This window comes from Haloferax massiliensis, assembly GCF_001368915.1.
Lineage (GTDB): Archaea > Halobacteriota > Halobacteria > Halobacteriales > Haloferacaceae > Haloferax > Haloferax massiliensis.
Window position 1 is genome coordinate 1470615 of record NZ_CSTE01000002.1, and the last position, 18105, is coordinate 1488719.

Genomic DNA, 18105 nt, shown 5'->3' on the forward strand with positions numbered 1-18105 from the left:
GTAGACGACGGCCGCGCCGACCGCGAGCACGACGAGCGTCGCCGCCGCGTGGACGAGTTCGAGCCGGCGCGTGTCGGTCTCGCGGCCGAGGTGTTCGCCGACGGAGCGCGCGTTGTCGGCGAGGTCCCACGCGAGTATCGACCCGACCGCGGCGAGTAAGAGCGCCTCCGTCCCGGCCCCGCTCGCGCCCGCGAAGAGGAGCGAAAGGAAGAACAGCCCGCCCGCGGCGTCGACGATGCGCCGCGAGCCCCGAACTAGTCCGGCGGCGAGCGCGACCGTCGCGGTGAGGCCGCCGACCGCCGCCGTCGACGTGGTAAAGCCGAGCGCGAGGACGGTGAGTCCGGCCGCCGACAGCGCCATCGCGGTCCCGGTCCGCGTCGGCTTGCGGGTGATTTCGCTCACCGCGACCACCCCGCTTCGGCCCGCGCGAGCGCGACGCCGAGCGGTTCGTCACCCCAGTCGACGACGCGGACGCCGCTCCGCCGGAGTTCGCGGAGCCGCAGGTCGCGCTCGATGCGCGCGAGTCGCGCGCCGACGGTCGATGTCGCCGTCGGGTCGGGCGAGACGACCGTCACGGCGTGGCCGTAGGCCTCCAACCGGCGGGCGACCGAGACCGCGTAGTCGTCCACGAGCGGCGAGCAGAAGATGACCTGCGCGTCGCTGGCGAGGCGACGTCGGAGCCGTCGGACGACGACGGAGCCGAAAAAGGCCCCGTCCGGCGGCGTCGGCGCGAACGCCGGATGGGTGGCGAACAGTCGCCGGGCGCGGGCGCGGTGGTCGACGCCCGACGAGGGGGCGAGCCAGCACTCGTCGGGGCCGAACGCCGCGATGCCGACGCTGTCGCCGCTGTCGAGGAGCGCCGAAAATGCGACGCTCGCGGCGTCGACGGAGCGCTCGACCGCGGTCTCCGCCTCGTCGTCGGGGGCGACGTGCGCCTCCGCGCGGGTGTCGACGACGAGCACGACTGCCGCGGCCCGTTCCTCGCGGAACTCCACGGTGGCGAGTTCGCCCGTGCGGGCGCGGCGGTTCCAGTCGATGCGGCGAATCGGGTCGCCGTGGCGGTACTCGCGGATGGACGCGAACTCCAGTCCCGACCCCGGCACGTCGGTCTCGACGCGCCCGGCGTACTTCGAGGTGAGGCCCCGAAGCGGCAGGTCGGCGGTCGCGGCGAGTTCGGGCTCACACCGGAGCGTCGTCTCGGCGCCGAACGTCTCGCGGGACTCGACGGCCCCGCTCGGGTCGCGGACGACGACGACCGTCTCGCCCCACGCGTGCTCGCCGCGGACGGCCGTGACGGTGTACGTCGCGGTCGCGGTCGCTCCCGGTCTGAGCGCAGTCCCCAGTCGGGCGGGGCCGTCGGCCACGCCGAGCGCCGGCGGCACGCCGTCGACGACGCGGAGGTCGAACAGCGTCCGAGGCCCCTCGTTGGTGACGCGGAGCGTGACTTCGACCTCGTCGTCGGGGTCGGGCGTCGCGTCCGAGAGGTCGCGCTCGACGCGGAGCGACACCTCGGGGATCGCCGCGACCCGGACGTAGGCGAGGACGACGACGCCGAGGCCGGCCGCGAGGAGGAGCGACGGCTCGCGGGTGAACACGCCGGCGGCGGCCGCGACGAGGACGAGACCGTCGAGGCCGGTCCAGCGGTCGGTGTCGAAGCCGCGACTCATCGGCGCTCACCCGCGGGGTCGTCGGCGGTGCCGACTCGCTCTATCGCGGCGACGGTCCGTTCGGCGCGGTCGGAAAGCGACGACTGACCGGACAGCAGGAGTCGGACGCGCTGTCGAAGCGGAACCGAGACAGACGCGCCGAGAAATCGCGCGGCGACCGGGTCGTCGGTCCACCCGCCGGTTTTGAGGAGCGCGGCCGCTTCCTCGGGAGCGTGACCGCCGCGGGCGACGAGCGCCCCCTTGGCCCGGGTTTCGAGGCGGTCGACGACCCGCTCGCGGGCGGCCCAGCGGGTTCGCCGACCCGCCGCCGACACGAGGTCGTCGTCGAAGTCGGAACCGGGAACCGGGACCGAAATCCGCGCTTCCGGGTCGCCGGTGACCGTGGTGTTCGGGGTCGTGTCGCGGCGGTGTTGGACGTACCGAAGGCCCTGCAACGCCGCGAGCGCCGCGACGAGGCCGAGGAAGACGTCCGTCAGTTCGAGGCCGAGCGAGACGCCGGCGATGACCGCGAACCCGGCGACCGTGGCGACGACGCCGACGAACACGAACAGCCGGCGTGCGAGCGTCATCGGTCGCCCTCCGCCGACTCGGCGTAGGCGTCTTCGATGTTCCTGAGCGCGTCGACCGCCCGGCGTTCTCGCTCCGGCGTCGCCTCGAAGCCGCCGTAGCGAACTTCCTCGAACAACGTCGTCAGGGCGCTCACGTCGTCGCGGTCCATGCCGGCGTCGACGGCCGAGTCGGCGAACTCGGCGGGCGTCGCGGCGCGGCGGTTCGGCACGTCGAGGAGCGCGGTCATCTCGCCCCACGCGCGGAACACCTCGTTTTCCACGTCCGCGTCGCCGTCCTCGATGCGCTGGGCCGCGGCCCCGGCGGCCCGCCCGACCGCGGCGACGTCCGGCCCTTCGTCCTCGTCGACGGGGGCGGCTTCGCCGTCGGCCTCGGGCGAGTCGCCGGTCCCCGTCACGAGCATGAAAACCGCGACGACGAGTGCGACCGCGAGGAGGAGGCCGAACAGCACCGTCGGCGGTGAAACGCTCTGGGCCGCGCCACCGCCGCCGAGACTGCCACCGCCACCGGCGGGGAGAAACGAGACGTTCCGCGCGGCGGCCGCGGCGCGAGACGAAAACGAGGACTCGCGGCGACACGCCGTGAGGAGGGCGAAAAGCAGGACGACCGGCGGCCCGACCGCCGCGTAGATGGCGAGCGGCGGGAGCAGAGAACCGGTCTCGCGGTAGACGTACGCGCCGAGGAGGGCGAAGACGAGGGCGACGGCCGCGAGGATTCCGGGCGAGAGCAACCACGGGAGACACGGCGTCGGGATGCTGAGACTGCCGGACGAACCGCCGGTCGGTTGGACGCCGGTCCGGTCTGTGTCTCCGGTGACTGCGCCGCCGGTCTCGCCGCCACCGAAGCCTATCGGGCCGCCGCTGGTGACGACGGTCGAGTCGATGGTGGCGGCGACGACCGAGAGGGCGACGACCGCGAGGAGGGCGAGCGCGAGCGCGCGGAGGGCGGAACGGTCCACGGGAGTAGGTAACAGTAACCGAGGTAAAGACATTTCGAGGGACGGAGCGGTCGTCGGAGGGACGACTGTCATCCCGCCGACCAGCCGAGTCGAGCGGAGCGTCGGTCGCGCTGTGTCGGTGGTGCCACACGAAGGCCCGCAGACGACGCGGCCGGACAGACCACTCCGACAAGTGAACTACTCGTCCGTGCGGCGGACGAAAGTCGAGGCTCGACACCCACACACCACGTTTGCAAGTGAATTGGCGGTGGAGCGAGGTGTCGGGGCGCACCCACAGACACCACCGTTGCGCGTGAAGCGCGGCGACGCCGTGGGGGGGTGGCATCGGCGACTGCGCGGGGAGAGCACCGGTGCAAGTGAACCGCGAACGGGACCCGCCCCGCACCACCCACCACCGTTGCAGGTGATTCTTCCTGTTTCAGGTCGCCTACGCGCCGCTCGCCGCAGACTCGTCTGGCCGGGACTCGCATCGTGAGCGCCGATTCATGTCAACGCTTTAGTTGAACGCATGCTCTGTTGTTCTACTAGTCACTCTCACGTACTCTCGTTCACTTGCAATAGTGGTGTGTGTCTGTTCAAACGAGTTCACACGGACCACAACACTCGGTAGCAAGAGACATTCAGGAGACGACGATTCGAGACGAGAACACGCCGCCCATCACCCACCGATACCACCGCCGCAATTCACATGAATCAGATGAAATCGGGGTTTTAAATAAGGGGACGCTACAACGGACCGACGCTAATGCGCCGGTTCGAGCGAAAACAAAACGTCTTCACCAACAAGGACGCCCTCGGGGAGTCCTACAAGCCCGAGCGCATCGAGGAGCGCGACGACGAGATTTCGGAGTACATGGACGCGCTCCAACCGGTCGTCGACGGCTGGGAGCCGAACAACGTCTTCCTGTACGGCAACACCGGCGTGGGAAAGACCGCGGTCACCGAGTTCCTCCTCGAAATGCTCCTCGAAGACGTCTCGCAGTACGACGACGTGGACCTCAGCGTCATCTCCATCAACTGCAAGACGCTCAACTCCTCGTACCAGGTGGCGGTCGAACTCGTCAACGAGCTTCGACCGCCGGGCGCGGAGATTAGCTCGACCGGCTACCCCCAACAGACCGTCTTCAAGAAGCTGTTTCAGGAGCTGGACGACGTGGGCGGGACGGTGCTCATCGTCCTCGACGAAGTCGACTCCATCGGCGACCGCGACGAACTCCTCTACGAACTCCCGCGGGCGCGGTCGAACGGGAAACTCGAAGACGCCAAGGTCGGCCTCATCGGCATCTCGAACGACTTCAAGTTCCACGACCAGCTCGACCCGCGCGTGCAGGACACCCTCTGCGAGCGCGAACTCCACTTCCCGCCGTACCAAGCGCCCGAGCTCCAGAACATCCTCGAATCGCGCGCGGAGGTCGCCATCGCCGAGGACGCCTGCGAGGAGGGCGTGCTCAACCTCTGTGCGGCGCTCGCCGCCCGCGACAGCGGGAGCGCGCGACAGGCGCTGGACCTCCTGCGGCTGGCGGGCGAACACGCCGAGAACAAAGACGACGAGCGAATCACGCTCGACCACGTCGACATCGCCCGGCAGAAACTCGAACAGGAGCGCGTCGTCGAAGGGATGCGCGAACTCACCGAAAACGGCCACTTCGCGCTCCTCGCGGTCGTCTCGAAGGCCGCCCACGACGAGACGCCGTGTCGGATGCGCGACCTCTATCAGGAGTACCTCCGGCTGTGTAACTCCGCCGGCATCGACCCGCTCGCCCAGCGGTCGGTCCACAACCACCTCTCGGACCTCCGGATGCTCGGCATCCTCTCGGCCGAGGAGAACCGCACCGGTTCGCGCGGGAACTACTACAGCTACGCGCTCGACGTCCCCTTCTCCAGTGCGATGGAGGCGCTGTCCGACGTGCTCGCTCTCGACTCCGTCCTCGACGAGATTCGAAAGACCGCGACGCAGGCCGAGGCCGCCTGAGTTTCGTCGGACGTCACCACTCACCGGCCGAACACCACGGCTCCCCGAACGCACGCTCTCGTTCCGACGCCCCACTGAGGCGTGCTGTTCCGGGGCGTGGCAGTTCGAGACGGTGGTAGTTTCTTGGTCCGTCGGACAGATGTGTAGAGCATGACGAATCTCCCCCCGCGGCTCTCCACGGGAATATCCGGGCTCGACGCGGTACTGGACGGCGGGCTGGTGCCGAACCGGACGTACATGGTCCGCGGGGAATCGGGGGCGGGAAAGACCATCGTCGGCTACCACTTCCTGACCGCCGGACGCGAAAACGACGAGGACGTGCTTTTCATCTCCTTCGAGGAGTCGGACGCCGACCTCCGGGCGAACGCCGAGACGCTCGGATTCGACCTCTCGGAGGTTCCGATTCTCGACTTGGGGCCGTCGCCCGAGGCGTTCCTCGACGACGAGGCCTACACGATGCTGTCGCCGGGCGAGGTCGAAGGGAAGTCGACGGCGAACGAACTCCGGGAGGCAATCGAGGAACACGACCCCGACAGAGTCGTCATCGACCCGCTGAGCCAACTCGGTCGCCTCTCGTCGGACAGATACCAGTTCCGCCGGCTCGTCTCGTCGCTCCTGAGCTACCTCAAGCGGTCGGGTGCGACGACGCTGTTCACGAGCCAGCCGTCGAGCGGCGACACCGACGAGACGCTCGCGTACCTCTGTGACAGCTCGATATCGCTGTCTCGGTCCGATTCGGGGCGGTCGGTCCGCATCGAGAAGTTCCGCGGGTCGGACTCTCAGGCGGGGCCGCACGGCATGCGAATCGACGGCGGTCACGGGATGCGCGTCTTCCCGCGTCTCGTCCCCGACTCGCACCACCGCGAGTTCACTATCGAGCCGCTCTCGTCGGGCATCGACGACCTCGACGCCCTGCTCGGCGGCGGCATCGAGCGGGGGAGCATCACGCTCGTCAGCGGCCCGAGCGGCGTCGGCAAGTCCACCACCGGGGCCGCGTTCGCGCGGGCGACGGCCGAACGCGGCGAGCGCGCCGCAATCTACCTCTTCGAGGAAAGCAAACGGAGCTTCCGACACCGCTCTGAGTCCATCGGCATCCCGATAGACGACCTCGTCGAGGCGGGTGACCTCCGGGTCGACGCGGTCGAACCACTCTCGCTTTCGACCGACGAGTTCGCCCAGCGGGTTCGCGCCGAGGTCGAGGCCAACGACACGAAATTCGTGCTGATAGACGGCACCGCCGGCTACCAACTCAGCCTCACCGACGAGCGAAGCGACATCCGCCGCGAACTCCACGCGCTGGCGCGGTACCTCAAGAACATGGGCGTCACGGTCGTGTTGACCGAGGAGGTACAGCAGGTCACCGGCGCGTTCCACGCCTCGGACAACCACGTGAGCTACCTCGCGGACAACATCCTGTTCATTCGCTACATCGAGGTTCGCGGCGAGATTCGCAAGGCCGTCGGCGTCCTCAAAAAGCGGTTCGGGGGCTTCGAGCCGACGCTCCGGTCGTTCGAAATCGGGACGGACGGCATCACCGTCGGCGAACCGCTCGACGGGCTTCGAGGCATCCTCACGGGGACGCCGACGTGGAACGAGGCTGAGTGACCGTGAACGAAGACGCGTCCCGGAACGGAGCACGTTCCGCGCGTGACGCGTCCGGCGAGGAACGGATACTCCTCGCAGTTCGCGGCGCTCGCGACCGCGAGCTACTGGCGGACCTCCTCGACGCGTACGAGGTCGTCGTCTGGGAGCGCGGCCGCGAGGACGGACCCCCACTCCCGGAGTTCGACCTCTGTATCGTCGACATGGCGACCTACCCCGCCGTCACCGCCGACCTCGAAGCGCGCAAATCGGACGCGGGCGACCGCTTCGTGCCAGTCGTGTTGACGGTCGAACAAGACGAACAGCGCGTCGCCGCGCGACGCCTCAGCGACGTCCCAGACGACGTGCTTGCGGTGCCCGCGCCGAGCGCGGTCATCCGGTCGCGGGTCGAGTCGCTCCTCCAGACCCGACGGCAGTCGCTCCAACTCGCGCTGTACCGCCGCGCGATGGACGGCGCGACCGTCGGCATCACCATCACCGAGGCCGACGGCGACCAACCGCTCACGTACGTCAACGACGCCTTCGAGGAGATGACCGGCTACGACCGACAGGAGGCCATCGGCCGGAACTGCCGGTTCCTGCAGGGGGCCGAAACCGACTCCGAGCCGGTCGAGACGCTTCGCGAGGCGGTCGAAAACGGTGAGAGCGCCACGGTCAGCCTCACCAACTACCGGAAGGACGGGACGCCGTTCTGGAACGAACTGAAGATATCGCCGGTGTACGACGACGGCGAACTCACCCACTTCGTCGGGTTCCAGACCGACGCGACCGTCCGCCACGCGCTCAGGAACCAACTCGTCCACGAGACGCAGACGCTCAAACAGCTCTTCGAGACGAGCCCGGTCGGCATCGCGGTCCTCAACGAAGACGAGGTCGTCGTGCGCGCCAACGAGGCGGCCCAGGGGATTCTCGGTCTGCGGCGGTCGGTCGTACTCGGACAGCCGTACGACGCGCCCGAGTGGGACCTCGTCGACGAGCGGGGGGACCCGCTCGGCCGCGAGGACCTCCCCTTCGACCGGGTGAGAGAGACCGGCGAGATAGTCAGTGGCTACGAACACGGCATCGACGTCGCCGACGAGCGCCGATGGCTCGTCGTCAACGCCGCCCCCCTGACCGGAAGCGACGGGGAGCGAATCGGCGTGATCGCCGCCATCGAGGACGTGACAGCACAGAAGCGACAGGTGCGCGAGCGCGAGCGATTGCTCGACCTGTTCGACCAGAGCCAGAGAATCGCCTCGGTCGGTGCGTGGGAGGTCAACACACGGACCGGAGACGTCCTGTTCACGAGCGGGCTCGCCGAACTCGTCGGCGTCGACTCGGGCGAGACGTTCGACCTCGAAGAGGCGTTTTCGTTCTACCATTCCGAAGACGAACCCGAGGCTAGAGCGGCGTTCGAGCGCCTCGTTGCGACCGGCGAAGAGCAGTCGGTCGAGTGCCGGCTGGTGACGACGGACGGCGAGGTGCGTTGGGTGAACGTCCGCGGCGTCACGACGCCGGAAACCGACGGCCCCGTCTTCCGGGGAACCGTCCAAGACATCACCGAGCGAAAGGCCCGGTCGAGAGAACTCGAACGCTACGAGCGCATCGTCGAGACGACCGCGGACCCGATTTACACGCTGGACGACAACCTCCGGTTCGTCCTCGCGAACAGTGCGACCGCCGATCTGCTGGGCCGCGACCCCGACGACCTCGTCGGCGAACACGTCTCGACGGTGTTCGGCGAGCACCACTCGCAAGCGCTGTTGGAGTCCATCGCGTCGCTTCTCGCGGGCGACAGCGACAAAGAGACCATGGAGACGGTCGTCGTCGACCGAGACGGCGCGGAGCGACGGTTTCAGACGACTATCGCGGCGAAGTCTTCGGAGGACGAGTTCGAGGGCATCGTCTGCGTCGGCCGCGACGTGACCGAACTCCAAGAGCACGAACGCCGGCTCTCGGTCCTCGATCGCGTCATCAGACACAACCTCCGGAACAAGATGAACATCGCGCAGGCGCACGCGACGATGGTGCTGGAGCGGACCGACGACGGCGACGTGCGCGAGTCGGCGGCGGCGATCGAGCGGGCGACGAGCGAACTGCTCTCGCTCGCCGAGACGGCCCGGAAGTTCAGCTCCGCGCTCGACCCCGACGTGACAGAGCGAGTGCGACCGCAGAACGTCGCCGACTGCGTCCGCAACGTGGTCGAGGGCGCTCGGCTCAGCTACCCCGACGCGACCATCACCGTCGACTCGCCGGCGGACACGCGAGCGTGCGCCCACGAGACGTTCGAACTCGCGGTGAACGAACTCATCGACAACGCGGTCGTCTACGGCGGCGACGAGGTCCAAATCGAGCTCTCGGTCAGCGAGGACGACGGCCCGGAGCAGGTCGTCATCCGCGTCGCCGACGACGGACCGGGGATTCCGTCGCTCGAACGCGAATCGCTCAACTCCGGTCGGGAGTCGCCGCTTCGGCACACGAACGGGCTCGGGCTCTGGTTCGTCCGCTGGGCCGTGACGAACAGCAACGGCTCGATGGAAATCGTGGACAACGAGCCGCACGGGACGGTTATCGAGCTTCGACTGCCGAAGGCCTGACGCCGAGTCTTCGTTCGGCCGACTCAGGCGGCGGCGACGAACACAGCGACGGCGGAACCGACCGCCGTCGCCCCGAGCATCACGCCGAGTCCGAACCCGAGAATCCGGGCCATCGCCCGCCGAGCGTCCGCTTCCGTCCAGCCCGTTCCGGTGTCGAGGTGCGCCTGCATCGACTCGATGCCGCGGCCGAGTGCGACCGCCCCGGACCACCCGAGGAGGCCGAACCCGAACGCGAGCGAGCCGAGCGCGAACGTCGTCTCGACGCTCGCCGAGAAGTCACCGACGACCAGCCGAGCGGCCAGCCAGACGGCGGCGACGAGCGCGCCCGCGAGGGCCGCGGTGCCGACGAGGCGGAACCGAACCGCCGCCCGTTCGAGCGCGGGACGCGCGTCTGCGTCCCCCGGCTCCGGTGGCGCTGACACGGGCGGTCAGTCGACCGCTTCGCGCATTCGCGGGTCGAGCGCGTCGCGCATGCCGTCGCCGAGGAGGTTGAACCCCAGCACGGTGAGCGCGAGGAAGAACCCGGGGAAGAACGACCACCACCAGACGCCCGTGAGCAGGCCCTGACTCACGCCGTTCGAGAGCATGAGGCCCCACGAGGGCGTGCCGGCCTCGGCACCGAAGCCGAGGAACGACAGCGCCGCGAGGTCGATGATGGCCAGCCCGAAGTTGAGCGTGCTCTGGACCGTGATGGGCGCGAGGCAGTTCGGCAGGACGTGCCGAACCAGCACCCGCGGGTCGGCCGCGCCGAGCGCGACCGTCGCGTCGATGTACTCGTTTTCGAGCACGGTCAGCGCGGCCCCGCGGACGACGCGGGCGAACCGCGGCGTGTAGACGAGCGTCAGCGCGGCGACCGCCCGCCACAGCCCGAGGTCGTCGGGGAAGATGGCGACGAGCGCCAGCGCCAACAACAGCGACGGGAACGCGAGCAGCACGTCCATCGTCCGCATGATGACGTTGTCGGTCACGTCGCCGTAGTAGGCCGCGACGATGCCGAGACCGACGCCGAGGACGGTCGAGGCGGCGACCGTGACGGTTCCGAACAGCATCGCGTACCACGCGCCGTACGCCACTCGCGGCAGGAGGCTCCGGGCCTGTCCGTCGGTGCCGAACGGGAAGTCGAGACTCGGCGCGGCGCGGTTCGGGTTCGTTCCGAGCTGCGACTGCGTGATGACGTCGAGGTCCAAGAACAGCCGCGCGTACAGCGCGATGACCACCATCGCCACGATGATGGCGATGCCGGCGAGTGCGAGGCGGTTCGACAGCAGTCGAGAGACGAACTGCGACGCGGTCAGGCGGTCGATGAGCCCGCGCTGGTCGACGTCCGCCGCTGTCTCGTTCGTGGTCGTGGTTTCCGTGCTCATTGTTCGATCCTCGGGTCAAGGATGGAGTAGGTGATGTCGACGCCGAGGTTGACAAGCGTGAACAGGAACGCGAACGTCAGGACCGTCCCCTGCACGATGGGATAGTCGCCGACCTTGATGGCCTCGACCAGGAGCGTCCCGATGCCGCCGATGGCGAACACCGTCTCCGTCAGCACTGCGCCGCCGAGCAGGCCACCGAACTGGATACCGATGACCGTGATGACGGGAATCATCGCGTTGCGGAAGCCGTGTTTCAGGACCGTTATCTTCGAGCCTTGGCCCTTCGCGCGGGCGGTGCGCATGTAGTCCTGCCGGATGACCTCCAGCATCGACGAGCGCATCATCCGGGAGATGAGCGCCATCGAGTAGACGCCGATGACCGACGCCGGGAGAATCATGTGGCGGACCGCGGAGACGAACATGTCCCAGTTGCCCGCGATGAGGGTGTCGACCGTGACGAGCCCCGTCACCCGGATGGCCTCGACGTTGTACAGCACCGAGATACGGCCGCTCGTCGGGAGCCAGCCGAGCATCTGTGCGAACAGCAAGATGAGAAGCGGACCGCTCCAGAAGATGGGCACGCTGATGCCGGCGAGCGCGCCGATGCGGGTCAGGTGGTCCGTGATGCTGTCCTGCTTGACGGCGCTCAGGATACCGAGCGGGATGCCCAGCGAGATGCCGATAAGCTGGCCGTAGATGGCGAGTTCGAGCGTGACCGGCAGCTTGTTGGCGAGCACCTCGCGGACCGCGGTGTTCCGCTGGATGATGAAGGACTCGCCGAACTGGAACTGCGCGGCGTCGGCGAGGAACCGCCCGTACTGCACCCAGATGGGGTCGTTCAGGCCGAGGCTCTCTTCGATCTGCCGGACGAACTCCTCGCTGGCGCGCTCGCCCGCGATGGTGAGCGCCGGGTCGCCCGGGGAGAGATGCAGGATGGAGAAGACGAGCGACGCCACTCCCACCAGTACGGGGACGAGCAACAGCAGCCGCTTGAGTACGAATCGTGTGGAAATCATGAAAGTCGAAGCGCGGTCAGTGCCTCAGTTCAGGCTGACGAGGTTGAGGTACGGACCGCTGATGGCGGCGATCTGGAACCCGCTGACGCGGTTGGAGACACCGCGAAGCTCGTCCGCGTAGTCGAGGTAGACCCACGGGGCCTCGTCGTGTGCAATCTGGTTCGCCTCGTTGTACAGCGACTCGCGTTCGGCCTCGTCGTAGGTGCTCTGGCCCTGCTCGACGAGGTCCATGTACTCGCGGTTCGCCCACGCCGAGCGGTTACTGGTGTTGTAGCCTTCGGCTTCGAAGCTGACCCAGTCCTGTCCCTCCGTGAGTTCGCCCTCCTCTACCTGCGGGTGCAGGAGGACGTACATGAAGTTGTCCGGGTCGGCGTTGTCGGTGTACCAGCCGAGGAAACACGCGTCGTGGCGGCCCTGGGCGGTGTATTCGAGGAACGGCCCGAACGACTGCTGGTTGATGTCGACTTCGATGCCGACGTCGCCGAGGTTGGACGCGACGGTCTCGGCGGTCTGAATCGGCGACGGGTTGTAGCCGCGGGGGTTCTGGAACGTCGCCAGTTCGAAGGAGAAGCCGTCGCCGTAGCCGGCCTCTTCGAGGAGGCGCTGGGCCTCCTCGGGGTCGTACGGGTACGGGTCGATGTCGTCGTTGTGACCGAGGACGTTCGGCGGGAGCGGCTGGCTCGCCTGCGTCGCGAAGCCCGAGTAGATCTCGTTGACGATGGCCTCGGTGTTGATGGCGTGGCTGACGGCCTGCCGGACGCGGCGGTCGCGGAACTCCTCGCGGCTCGCCATGTTGAACGCCATGTAGCCGATGTTGATGCCCTCGGTCCGGACGAGGCTCGCGTTGCTGGCGTTTTCGACCTGGACGGACGACTGCGCGCCGAGCCCGTCGATGATGTCGAGTTCGCCCGACGCGAGCGACTGGGCGCGCGTCGAGTTCTGGCCGATGGTGACGAAGACGACCTCGTCCACCTTCGGCACCTCGCCCCAGTAGTCGGGGTTGGCTTCGAGGCGGATGAGTTCGTTCGCGTCGTCGAGGTTGCTCAGTTGGAACGGACCCGTGCCGACGGGGTTCGAACTGAGGTCAGTGCCGTACTCCTCGATCGCGGCGAGGGAGTGGACCGCCGCCGCGAACATCGCCAGGTTACGCAGGAACGGCGCGTACGACTGGGTCAGCTGAATCGTCATCGAGTAGTCGCCGTCGACCTGAATCTCGTCGATCCACGAGCCGAGGGTGAACGGCCCGTACGCCGAGACGTAGTCGTCGCCGGCGTAGTACTCGTAGTCGCTGTCGACGAAGCGGCGATAGGTCGCCACGAAGTCCTCCGCCGTGAACTCCTCGCCGTTGTGGAACGTCACGCCCTCGCGGAGCGTGATGGACGCCGACTGGCCCTCCAGCGAGTACTCGGTGGCGAGTCCCTGCGTCAGCGTGGACTGGCCCGGCTCGAAGTTGATGAGCGTGTCGTAGAGCTGCTCGGTCACCTTGGCGACCTCACCGCTCGTGCTGTTCTGGAAGTCGAGCGTCGGCGAGTGGCTGCCGCGGCCGTAGCGAAGGACCTGCGCCGAACCGTCGTCTTCGGTCTGCTCGGTCTGGTCCGTCTCGCCCTCTCCGGTCGTCTCGCCGGATTCGGTGGTGGTGTCCTCGCCGCCGCCGGAACAACCCGCGAGCGCGGCCGTCGCCGCGGCGGTCCCCGCGGCCGTCAGGAACCGACGCCGCGGGACGTTATTGCCATCTTGTGACATACGTGTACCTATCGATGTACCCCTATAAAAATAACGAAGGTCTATTCGCGGGAACGAGTGACACAACCGACCTGTTCCGGTAAAAATACGAGACAATCAAAAAACGTCTGACAGGTGACGAGACCCCGTATCGGGGCCTGATTGCCGTCTATTCGTCGATAAGGTGACACGCCGCGGGGTGCGTCTGTTCACCCAGCGTGGGCGCGTCCCGCTCGCAGACGCTCTCGAACCGCTCGCGGAGAATCTCGGCCGCTTCTTCCCAGTCGTCGGCGACGACGCGTTCGAGCGCGCGGTCGACGACGCCCCGGAGTTCGGGCGACAGCGAATGCGACAGATGCGACTCGCGGAGCTCGTCCACGACGGCGCCGGCGTCGGCGGTGCCGCCGTCGGCGCTCACCGTCGCCTCGGCGCTCGGATCGCCCGCATCGAGCGCCGCGTCGCGGGCGCTCTCGACGTCCAGCGCCTCGCGTTCGACGCGCTGGCGGAGGTCCATCACCTCGCGGTAGGCCGCCTGCTCGATGTCGAGGTCCGCCGGCGGGATGACCTGCGGACACCGCGTCCGGAAGTGACAGCCCGACGGCGGGTTGATGGGGCTCGGCACGTCGCCTTCGAGGATGATGCGGTCGCCGGTCTCGGCGGCCGGGTCGGGCTCCGGAATCGCCGACAGCAACGCCTGCGTGTAGGGGTGTCGCGGGTCGTCGAACAGCTCGTCGGTCTGCGCGACCTCGACGATTTCGCCGAGGTACATCACGGCCACGCGGTCGGAGATGTGCCGGACGACCGAGAGGTCGTGGGCGATAAACAGGTACGTCAGCCCGAAGCGCTCCTGGAGGTCTTCGAGCAGGTTGAGAATCTGCGCCTGCACGGACACGTCGAGCGCGGAGACGGGCTCGTCGGCGACGATGAAGTCCGGGTCGACCGCGAGCGCGCGGGCGATGCCGACGCGCTGGCGCTGGCCGCCGGAGAGTTCGTGGGGGTAGCGGTCGTACTGGCCGACTTCGAGTCCGACCGCGTCGAGCAGTTGGTGGACCCGGCGACGGCGGCGCTCGCTGGTCGAGTCACCCGGCGTGACGCGGACGGTGACGCCCGAGACGACGTCTCCCTCGCGCTCGACTTCGACCTCGGCGCGGAGGCGCTCTTCGACGGCCACGTCCACCTCGCCGTCGGCGACGGTCACGGTCACGGTGGCGGTGGCGACGCCGTTCGAGGAGCCGACGATGGCGTCGATTTCGTCGCTCGCGGTGACCGAGACGCGGTCGGCATCGATGCCGGTCACGGTGACGTCGACCTCGCCGCGCACGTCCGGGTCGGACACGGGGAGGTCGTGGACGTCGAGCGGCTCGCGGATGGTCTGGCCGACGGTCATCCGGGGGTCGAGCGACGACATCGGGTCCTGGAAGATCATCTGCATGTCGCGGCGCATCGCCCGGAGCTCGTCGCTGTCGAGGCCCGAGAGGTCGGTCCCCGAGAAGACGACGCGCCCGCCGGTCGGCGGCGTCAGATGCAGGAGGCTCCGCCCGGCGGTGGACTTCCCACAGCCCGACTCGCCGACCAGACCGAGCGTCTCGCCCTCGTAGACGGTGAAGTCGATGCCGTCGACCGCCTTCACGCTCCGGTCGTCCGCCCCGAGGAACCGGTCGAGGATGCCGTCGGCCTGCTCGTAGTACTTCTGCATGCCGTCGACTTCGAGAAGCGGCCTGTCGGTCGGCTCGGTGCCCGTCGACGACTCGATGGCGTCGCCGCCGTACTCGCTCGTGTCGAAGTCGTCGAGGACGCACTTCGAGCGGTGGTCGACCGCGTCGTCGCCGTGTTGCTTGTACGGTATCTCACCGGAGGTACACTCCGGCTGGGCCCACGGACACCGGGGCGCGAAGTGACAGCCCTCGGGCATGTCGATGAGGTCCGGCACGTTGCCCTCGATGGGCGTCAGGCGCTCTTTTTCCTCGCTCGGGAGCGATTCGAGGAGCGTGTACGTGTAGGGGTGCGAGGGGTTGTTGAAAATCTCCTCGACCGGTCCCTCCTCGACGATTTCGCCGGCGTACATGACCGCGACCCGGTCGCAGGTCTCGGCGACGACGCCGAGGTCGTGGGTAATCATGAGCACCGACATGCCGAGGTCCTCTTGGAGGCCGTCGATGAGGTCGAGAATCTGCGCCTGAATGGTCACGTCGAGCGCCGTCGTGGGTTCGTCGGCGACGAGCACGCGCGGCTGGCAGGCGAGCGCGATGGCGATGAGGACGCGCTGGCGCATCCCGCCGGAGAACTCGTGGGGGAACTCGTCGACCCGCGCGCCGGGTTCGGGGATGCCGACCGATTCGAGCACCTCGATGGTCCGCTCGACGATTTCGTCGTCGATGTCGCGGCTGATTCGGGGGAGCAGTTCGCGGACCGCGTTGAACCACGAGTCCTTTCGGCGGCCGCCGTACTGGTGGAGTCGGAGGCTCTCTGCGACCTGCTCGCCCACCGTCAGCGAGGGGTTCAGCGAGGTCATCGGGTCCTGGAAAATCATCCCGAGTTCGCGCCCGCGGACGGCCCGAAGCGCCTCCTCGGGCGCGTCGACGAGGTTGACCACGTCGCCGTCGACGAAGGCGGGGTTGTTGTACTCCTCGCGGAACTCGTCTGCGAGCCGGGCGCTTTCGAGTTCGACCGACCCCGAGACGATTTCTCCGGGGTCGTCGACGAGCCCCATCGCCGACAGCGCCGTCACACTCTTTCCGGACCCGGACTCGCCGACCAGTCCGACCGTCTCGCCCTCGCCGACCGTGAGGTCGAGGCCATCGACGGCCTTGACCTGACCCCGGCCGGTCGAGAACTGCGTGCGGAGGTCCGAAAGAGAGAGTAGATTCCTCATTGACTGGGAATGACCTGCATGGCGTGAAATACCTTTTCAATTTTTGCCAGTTGATGCGGGGGAGTTGACAGTTCGTTTTCGTTTCCCGCGACCGCCCGCGCGGCGTGCGAACGGGGGTGACGGCGGCGGGAGCGGGAGAAGCCAAAGTTTAGGTACCGGACTCCGACACCATGCCGCATGGAAGAACATCCGCTCTCGGACGAGTCGGGCACGTGGGAGACGGTGGTCGAAGAGTGCGAGGCGCTCGCCGACGACTATCGGGAGCGAGACTGGACCGTCGTCGTCGCCCTCCCGGGGGACGTGGTTCCGGTCCCCGGCACGGGCGACGAGGTGGTCGAACACGTCGGACTCGACGTGGTCGTCGGCGACGACGTCTACCCCGACCTCGAAGCCGCCGTCGAGGGCGCGACGTTCGACGAGTACGAGGCGTTCCGCGCGGTCTCCGGCGGCCTCGTCTACCTCGCGCTCGTCGTCCGCGCCACCGACGACGAAGTCGCCGTCTGTCTCCCCCTGTACTACCGCCTCGCGGAGTCCGAACGCATGTTCTCGCTCCTCGACGGAGGCGAGACGATGCGCACGAAGGTCCACCCGCTCGACCCCGACAAGGGCGTCGAGTTCGTCCACGAAGACCCCGACCCGCTGCTCCCGCCGGACTGGGACGTCGACCTCTCGGACGAGTTCGCGTAATCGTCGCCTCACCGAATCGAGTTCCACACGCGGCTAGCCGCCCCCGCATATACACCGATTATAGTGGAGGTCCGGTTTCTTTTGAATAGCGACGCGAGGCGTCACCGATGGAATTCGCAGAGGTGGACTCGGCTGTTTTGTTCGGCCTGGTTACGATGGTGACGTGGGGGATTTGGATAGTCGTTGGCAACGCCGCCTCCGAGTCCATGGACCCGCGGACCGCCGCCGCCATCTCGTATCTCGTCGCGGCGGTTCTGGCGTTCGGCTTCATCGTCGTTTCGGACGCGTCGCTCGCAGTCACCGCGAGAGGGGGACTGCTCGCCGGGGTGGCCGGACTGTTCACCGGAATCGGCCTCATCTCGATGTACATCGGGTTCACCCACGGCTCGACGACGGTCGTCTCGACCCTCGGAGCCATGTACTTCGTCGTCGCGGCCGTCATCGGAATCGTCGTTCTCGGAGAGAACCTCACACTGACGAAACTCACGGGTATCGCGTTCGCCGTGCTCGGTATCGTCTTGGTCACCCGCTGAGTGGCGCACTCGGCCCGTGGCCCTGTGGTCCTGGTCTACTCCTCGCGCTCGTCGTCCGCCGCCTCGTCGCCCTGCTCCTCGTCGACCGAAATCTCCGTCTCGCGGTCCCGCTCCGACTCCCGCCGTAACTCCTCGGCCCGGAGTTCGGCGCGCGTGTAGGCGTCGTACACCGCGTAGAGCCACACGGCGGGCGCGAGGAGGAAGCCGACGAAGACCATCACCGAGACGGAGGCGATGATAAAGCCGACCGCGAAGACGAGGCCGCGTTCGAGTTCGCGGTTGTACAGCTGTCCGAGGCCGGGGAAAATCGCCGACAGCACCGCCGCGACGAAGGGGTTGCCGCCTTCGAGGAGGTCGTCGAGCGCCGAGTCGACCGACGACTTCGGCGGGTCGCGCTGGCGGACCCCGCACTCGGGGCAGATTTCGGCGCGCGCGTCGATGACCGCGCCGCAGTCGCGGCAGAAGGCCTCGTCCGGGCCGCGGTCGCGAGTCGAGTCGTCCGTGGAGGGCGATTCCATACCGGCTATCTGTCGGCCGCGAACGTCAGTCCTGCGGCTGTCAAGCGTCGG

15 protein-coding genes are annotated in these 18105 nt (G+C 68.0%); 5 read left to right on the forward strand and 10 right to left on the reverse strand.

From position 1 onward, the window contains the following. From BN996_RS11605 to BN996_RS11620, 4 genes are all read right to left on the reverse strand, one after another. Positions 1 to 411, reverse strand: a 411-nt coding sequence (locus BN996_RS11605; protein ID WP_089779176.1) for a DUF7519 family protein, incomplete at its 3' end; no start/stop codon positions are given. After that, on the reverse strand, positions 399 to 1667 hold the full coding sequence (locus tag BN996_RS11610) for a DUF58 domain-containing protein (RefSeq protein WP_089779179.1): 1269 nt from the start codon (positions 1665 to 1667) through the stop codon (positions 399 to 401). The genes BN996_RS11605 and BN996_RS11610, both read right to left, overlap by 13 nt. Beyond that, positions 1664 to 2236: a DUF7269 family protein gene (locus tag BN996_RS11615; protein WP_007275760.1), complete on the reverse strand. Its 573-nt coding sequence runs from the start codon at positions 2234 to 2236 to the stop codon at positions 1664 to 1666. Before BN996_RS11615 ends, BN996_RS11610 begins: the two co-directional genes overlap by 4 nt. Next, positions 2233 to 3192, reverse strand: coding sequence for a DUF4129 domain-containing protein (locus BN996_RS11620; protein ID WP_089779181.1), 960 nt, complete (start codon positions 3190 to 3192; stop codon positions 2233 to 2235). Before BN996_RS11620 ends, BN996_RS11615 begins: the two co-directional genes overlap by 4 nt. Before the next feature lie 745 nt (positions 3193 to 3937). Between BN996_RS11620 and BN996_RS11625 the strand changes: the two genes are divergently transcribed. From BN996_RS11625 to BN996_RS11635, 3 genes are all read left to right on the forward strand, one after another. Next, positions 3938 to 5164, forward strand: a complete 1227-nt coding sequence (locus tag BN996_RS11625) for an orc1/cdc6 family replication initiation protein (RefSeq protein ID WP_004065096.1) — start codon at positions 3938 to 3940, stop codon at positions 5162 to 5164. A 150-nt stretch (positions 5165 to 5314) separates the two neighbouring features. Continuing rightward, positions 5315 to 6769, forward strand: a complete 1455-nt coding sequence (locus BN996_RS11630) for an ATPase domain-containing protein (RefSeq protein WP_089779183.1) — start codon at positions 5315 to 5317, stop codon at positions 6767 to 6769. After that, on the forward strand, positions 6766 to 9342 hold the full coding sequence (locus BN996_RS11635; protein WP_089779186.1) for a PAS domain S-box protein: 2577 nt from the start codon (positions 6766 to 6768) through the stop codon (positions 9340 to 9342). Before BN996_RS11630 ends, BN996_RS11635 begins: the two co-directional genes overlap by 4 nt. A gap of 23 nt (positions 9343 to 9365) precedes the next feature. On the opposite strand, the gene BN996_RS11640 is transcribed toward BN996_RS11635, so the two are convergent. From BN996_RS11640 to BN996_RS11660, 5 genes are all read right to left on the reverse strand, one after another. Then, complete coding sequence (locus BN996_RS11640) at positions 9366 to 9764, reverse strand: DUF7268 family protein (protein WP_007275765.1); 399 nt, start codon at positions 9762 to 9764, stop codon at positions 9366 to 9368. Between the two features lie 6 nt (positions 9765 to 9770). Beyond that, positions 9771 to 10706: an ABC transporter permease gene (locus BN996_RS11645; RefSeq protein WP_089779187.1), complete on the reverse strand. Its 936-nt coding sequence runs from the start codon at positions 10704 to 10706 to the stop codon at positions 9771 to 9773. Beyond that, the gene (locus BN996_RS11650; protein ID WP_089779189.1) at positions 10703 to 11722 is read right to left on the reverse strand and encodes an ABC transporter permease; all 1020 of its coding nucleotides are present in this window, start codon (positions 11720 to 11722) and stop codon (positions 10703 to 10705) included. Before BN996_RS11650 ends, BN996_RS11645 begins: the two co-directional genes overlap by 4 nt. Positions 11723 to 11746: 24 nt before the next feature. Then, positions 11747 to 13465, reverse strand: coding sequence for an ABC transporter substrate-binding protein (locus BN996_RS11655; RefSeq protein WP_089779191.1), 1719 nt, complete (start codon positions 13463 to 13465; stop codon positions 11747 to 11749). Between the two features lie 148 nt (positions 13466 to 13613). Further along, positions 13614 to 16316, reverse strand: coding sequence for an ABC transporter ATP-binding protein (locus BN996_RS11660; protein WP_089779193.1), 2703 nt, complete (start codon positions 16314 to 16316; stop codon positions 13614 to 13616). A gap of 177 nt (positions 16317 to 16493) precedes the next feature. Here BN996_RS11660 and BN996_RS11665 point away from each other — a divergent pair, with 177 nt between their 5' ends. Both BN996_RS11665 and BN996_RS11670 read left to right on the forward strand, forming a co-directional pair. Then, entirely contained in the window at positions 16494 to 17003 is a 510-nt protein-coding gene (locus BN996_RS11665; RefSeq protein ID WP_089779195.1) for a DUF7529 family protein, read from the forward strand. Between the two features lie 107 nt (positions 17004 to 17110). Then, complete coding sequence (locus BN996_RS11670) at positions 17111 to 17536, forward strand: EamA family transporter (protein WP_042664268.1); 426 nt, start codon at positions 17111 to 17113, stop codon at positions 17534 to 17536. A gap of 35 nt (positions 17537 to 17571) precedes the next feature. Here the strand turns inward: BN996_RS11670 and BN996_RS11675 are convergent, their stop codons facing one another. Then, a complete protein-coding gene (locus BN996_RS11675; RefSeq protein WP_042664266.1) occupies positions 17572 to 18054 on the reverse strand; it encodes a maltose:maltodextrin transporter permease in 483 nt (160 codons plus the stop codon). Positions 18055 to 18105 lie beyond the last annotated feature (51 nt).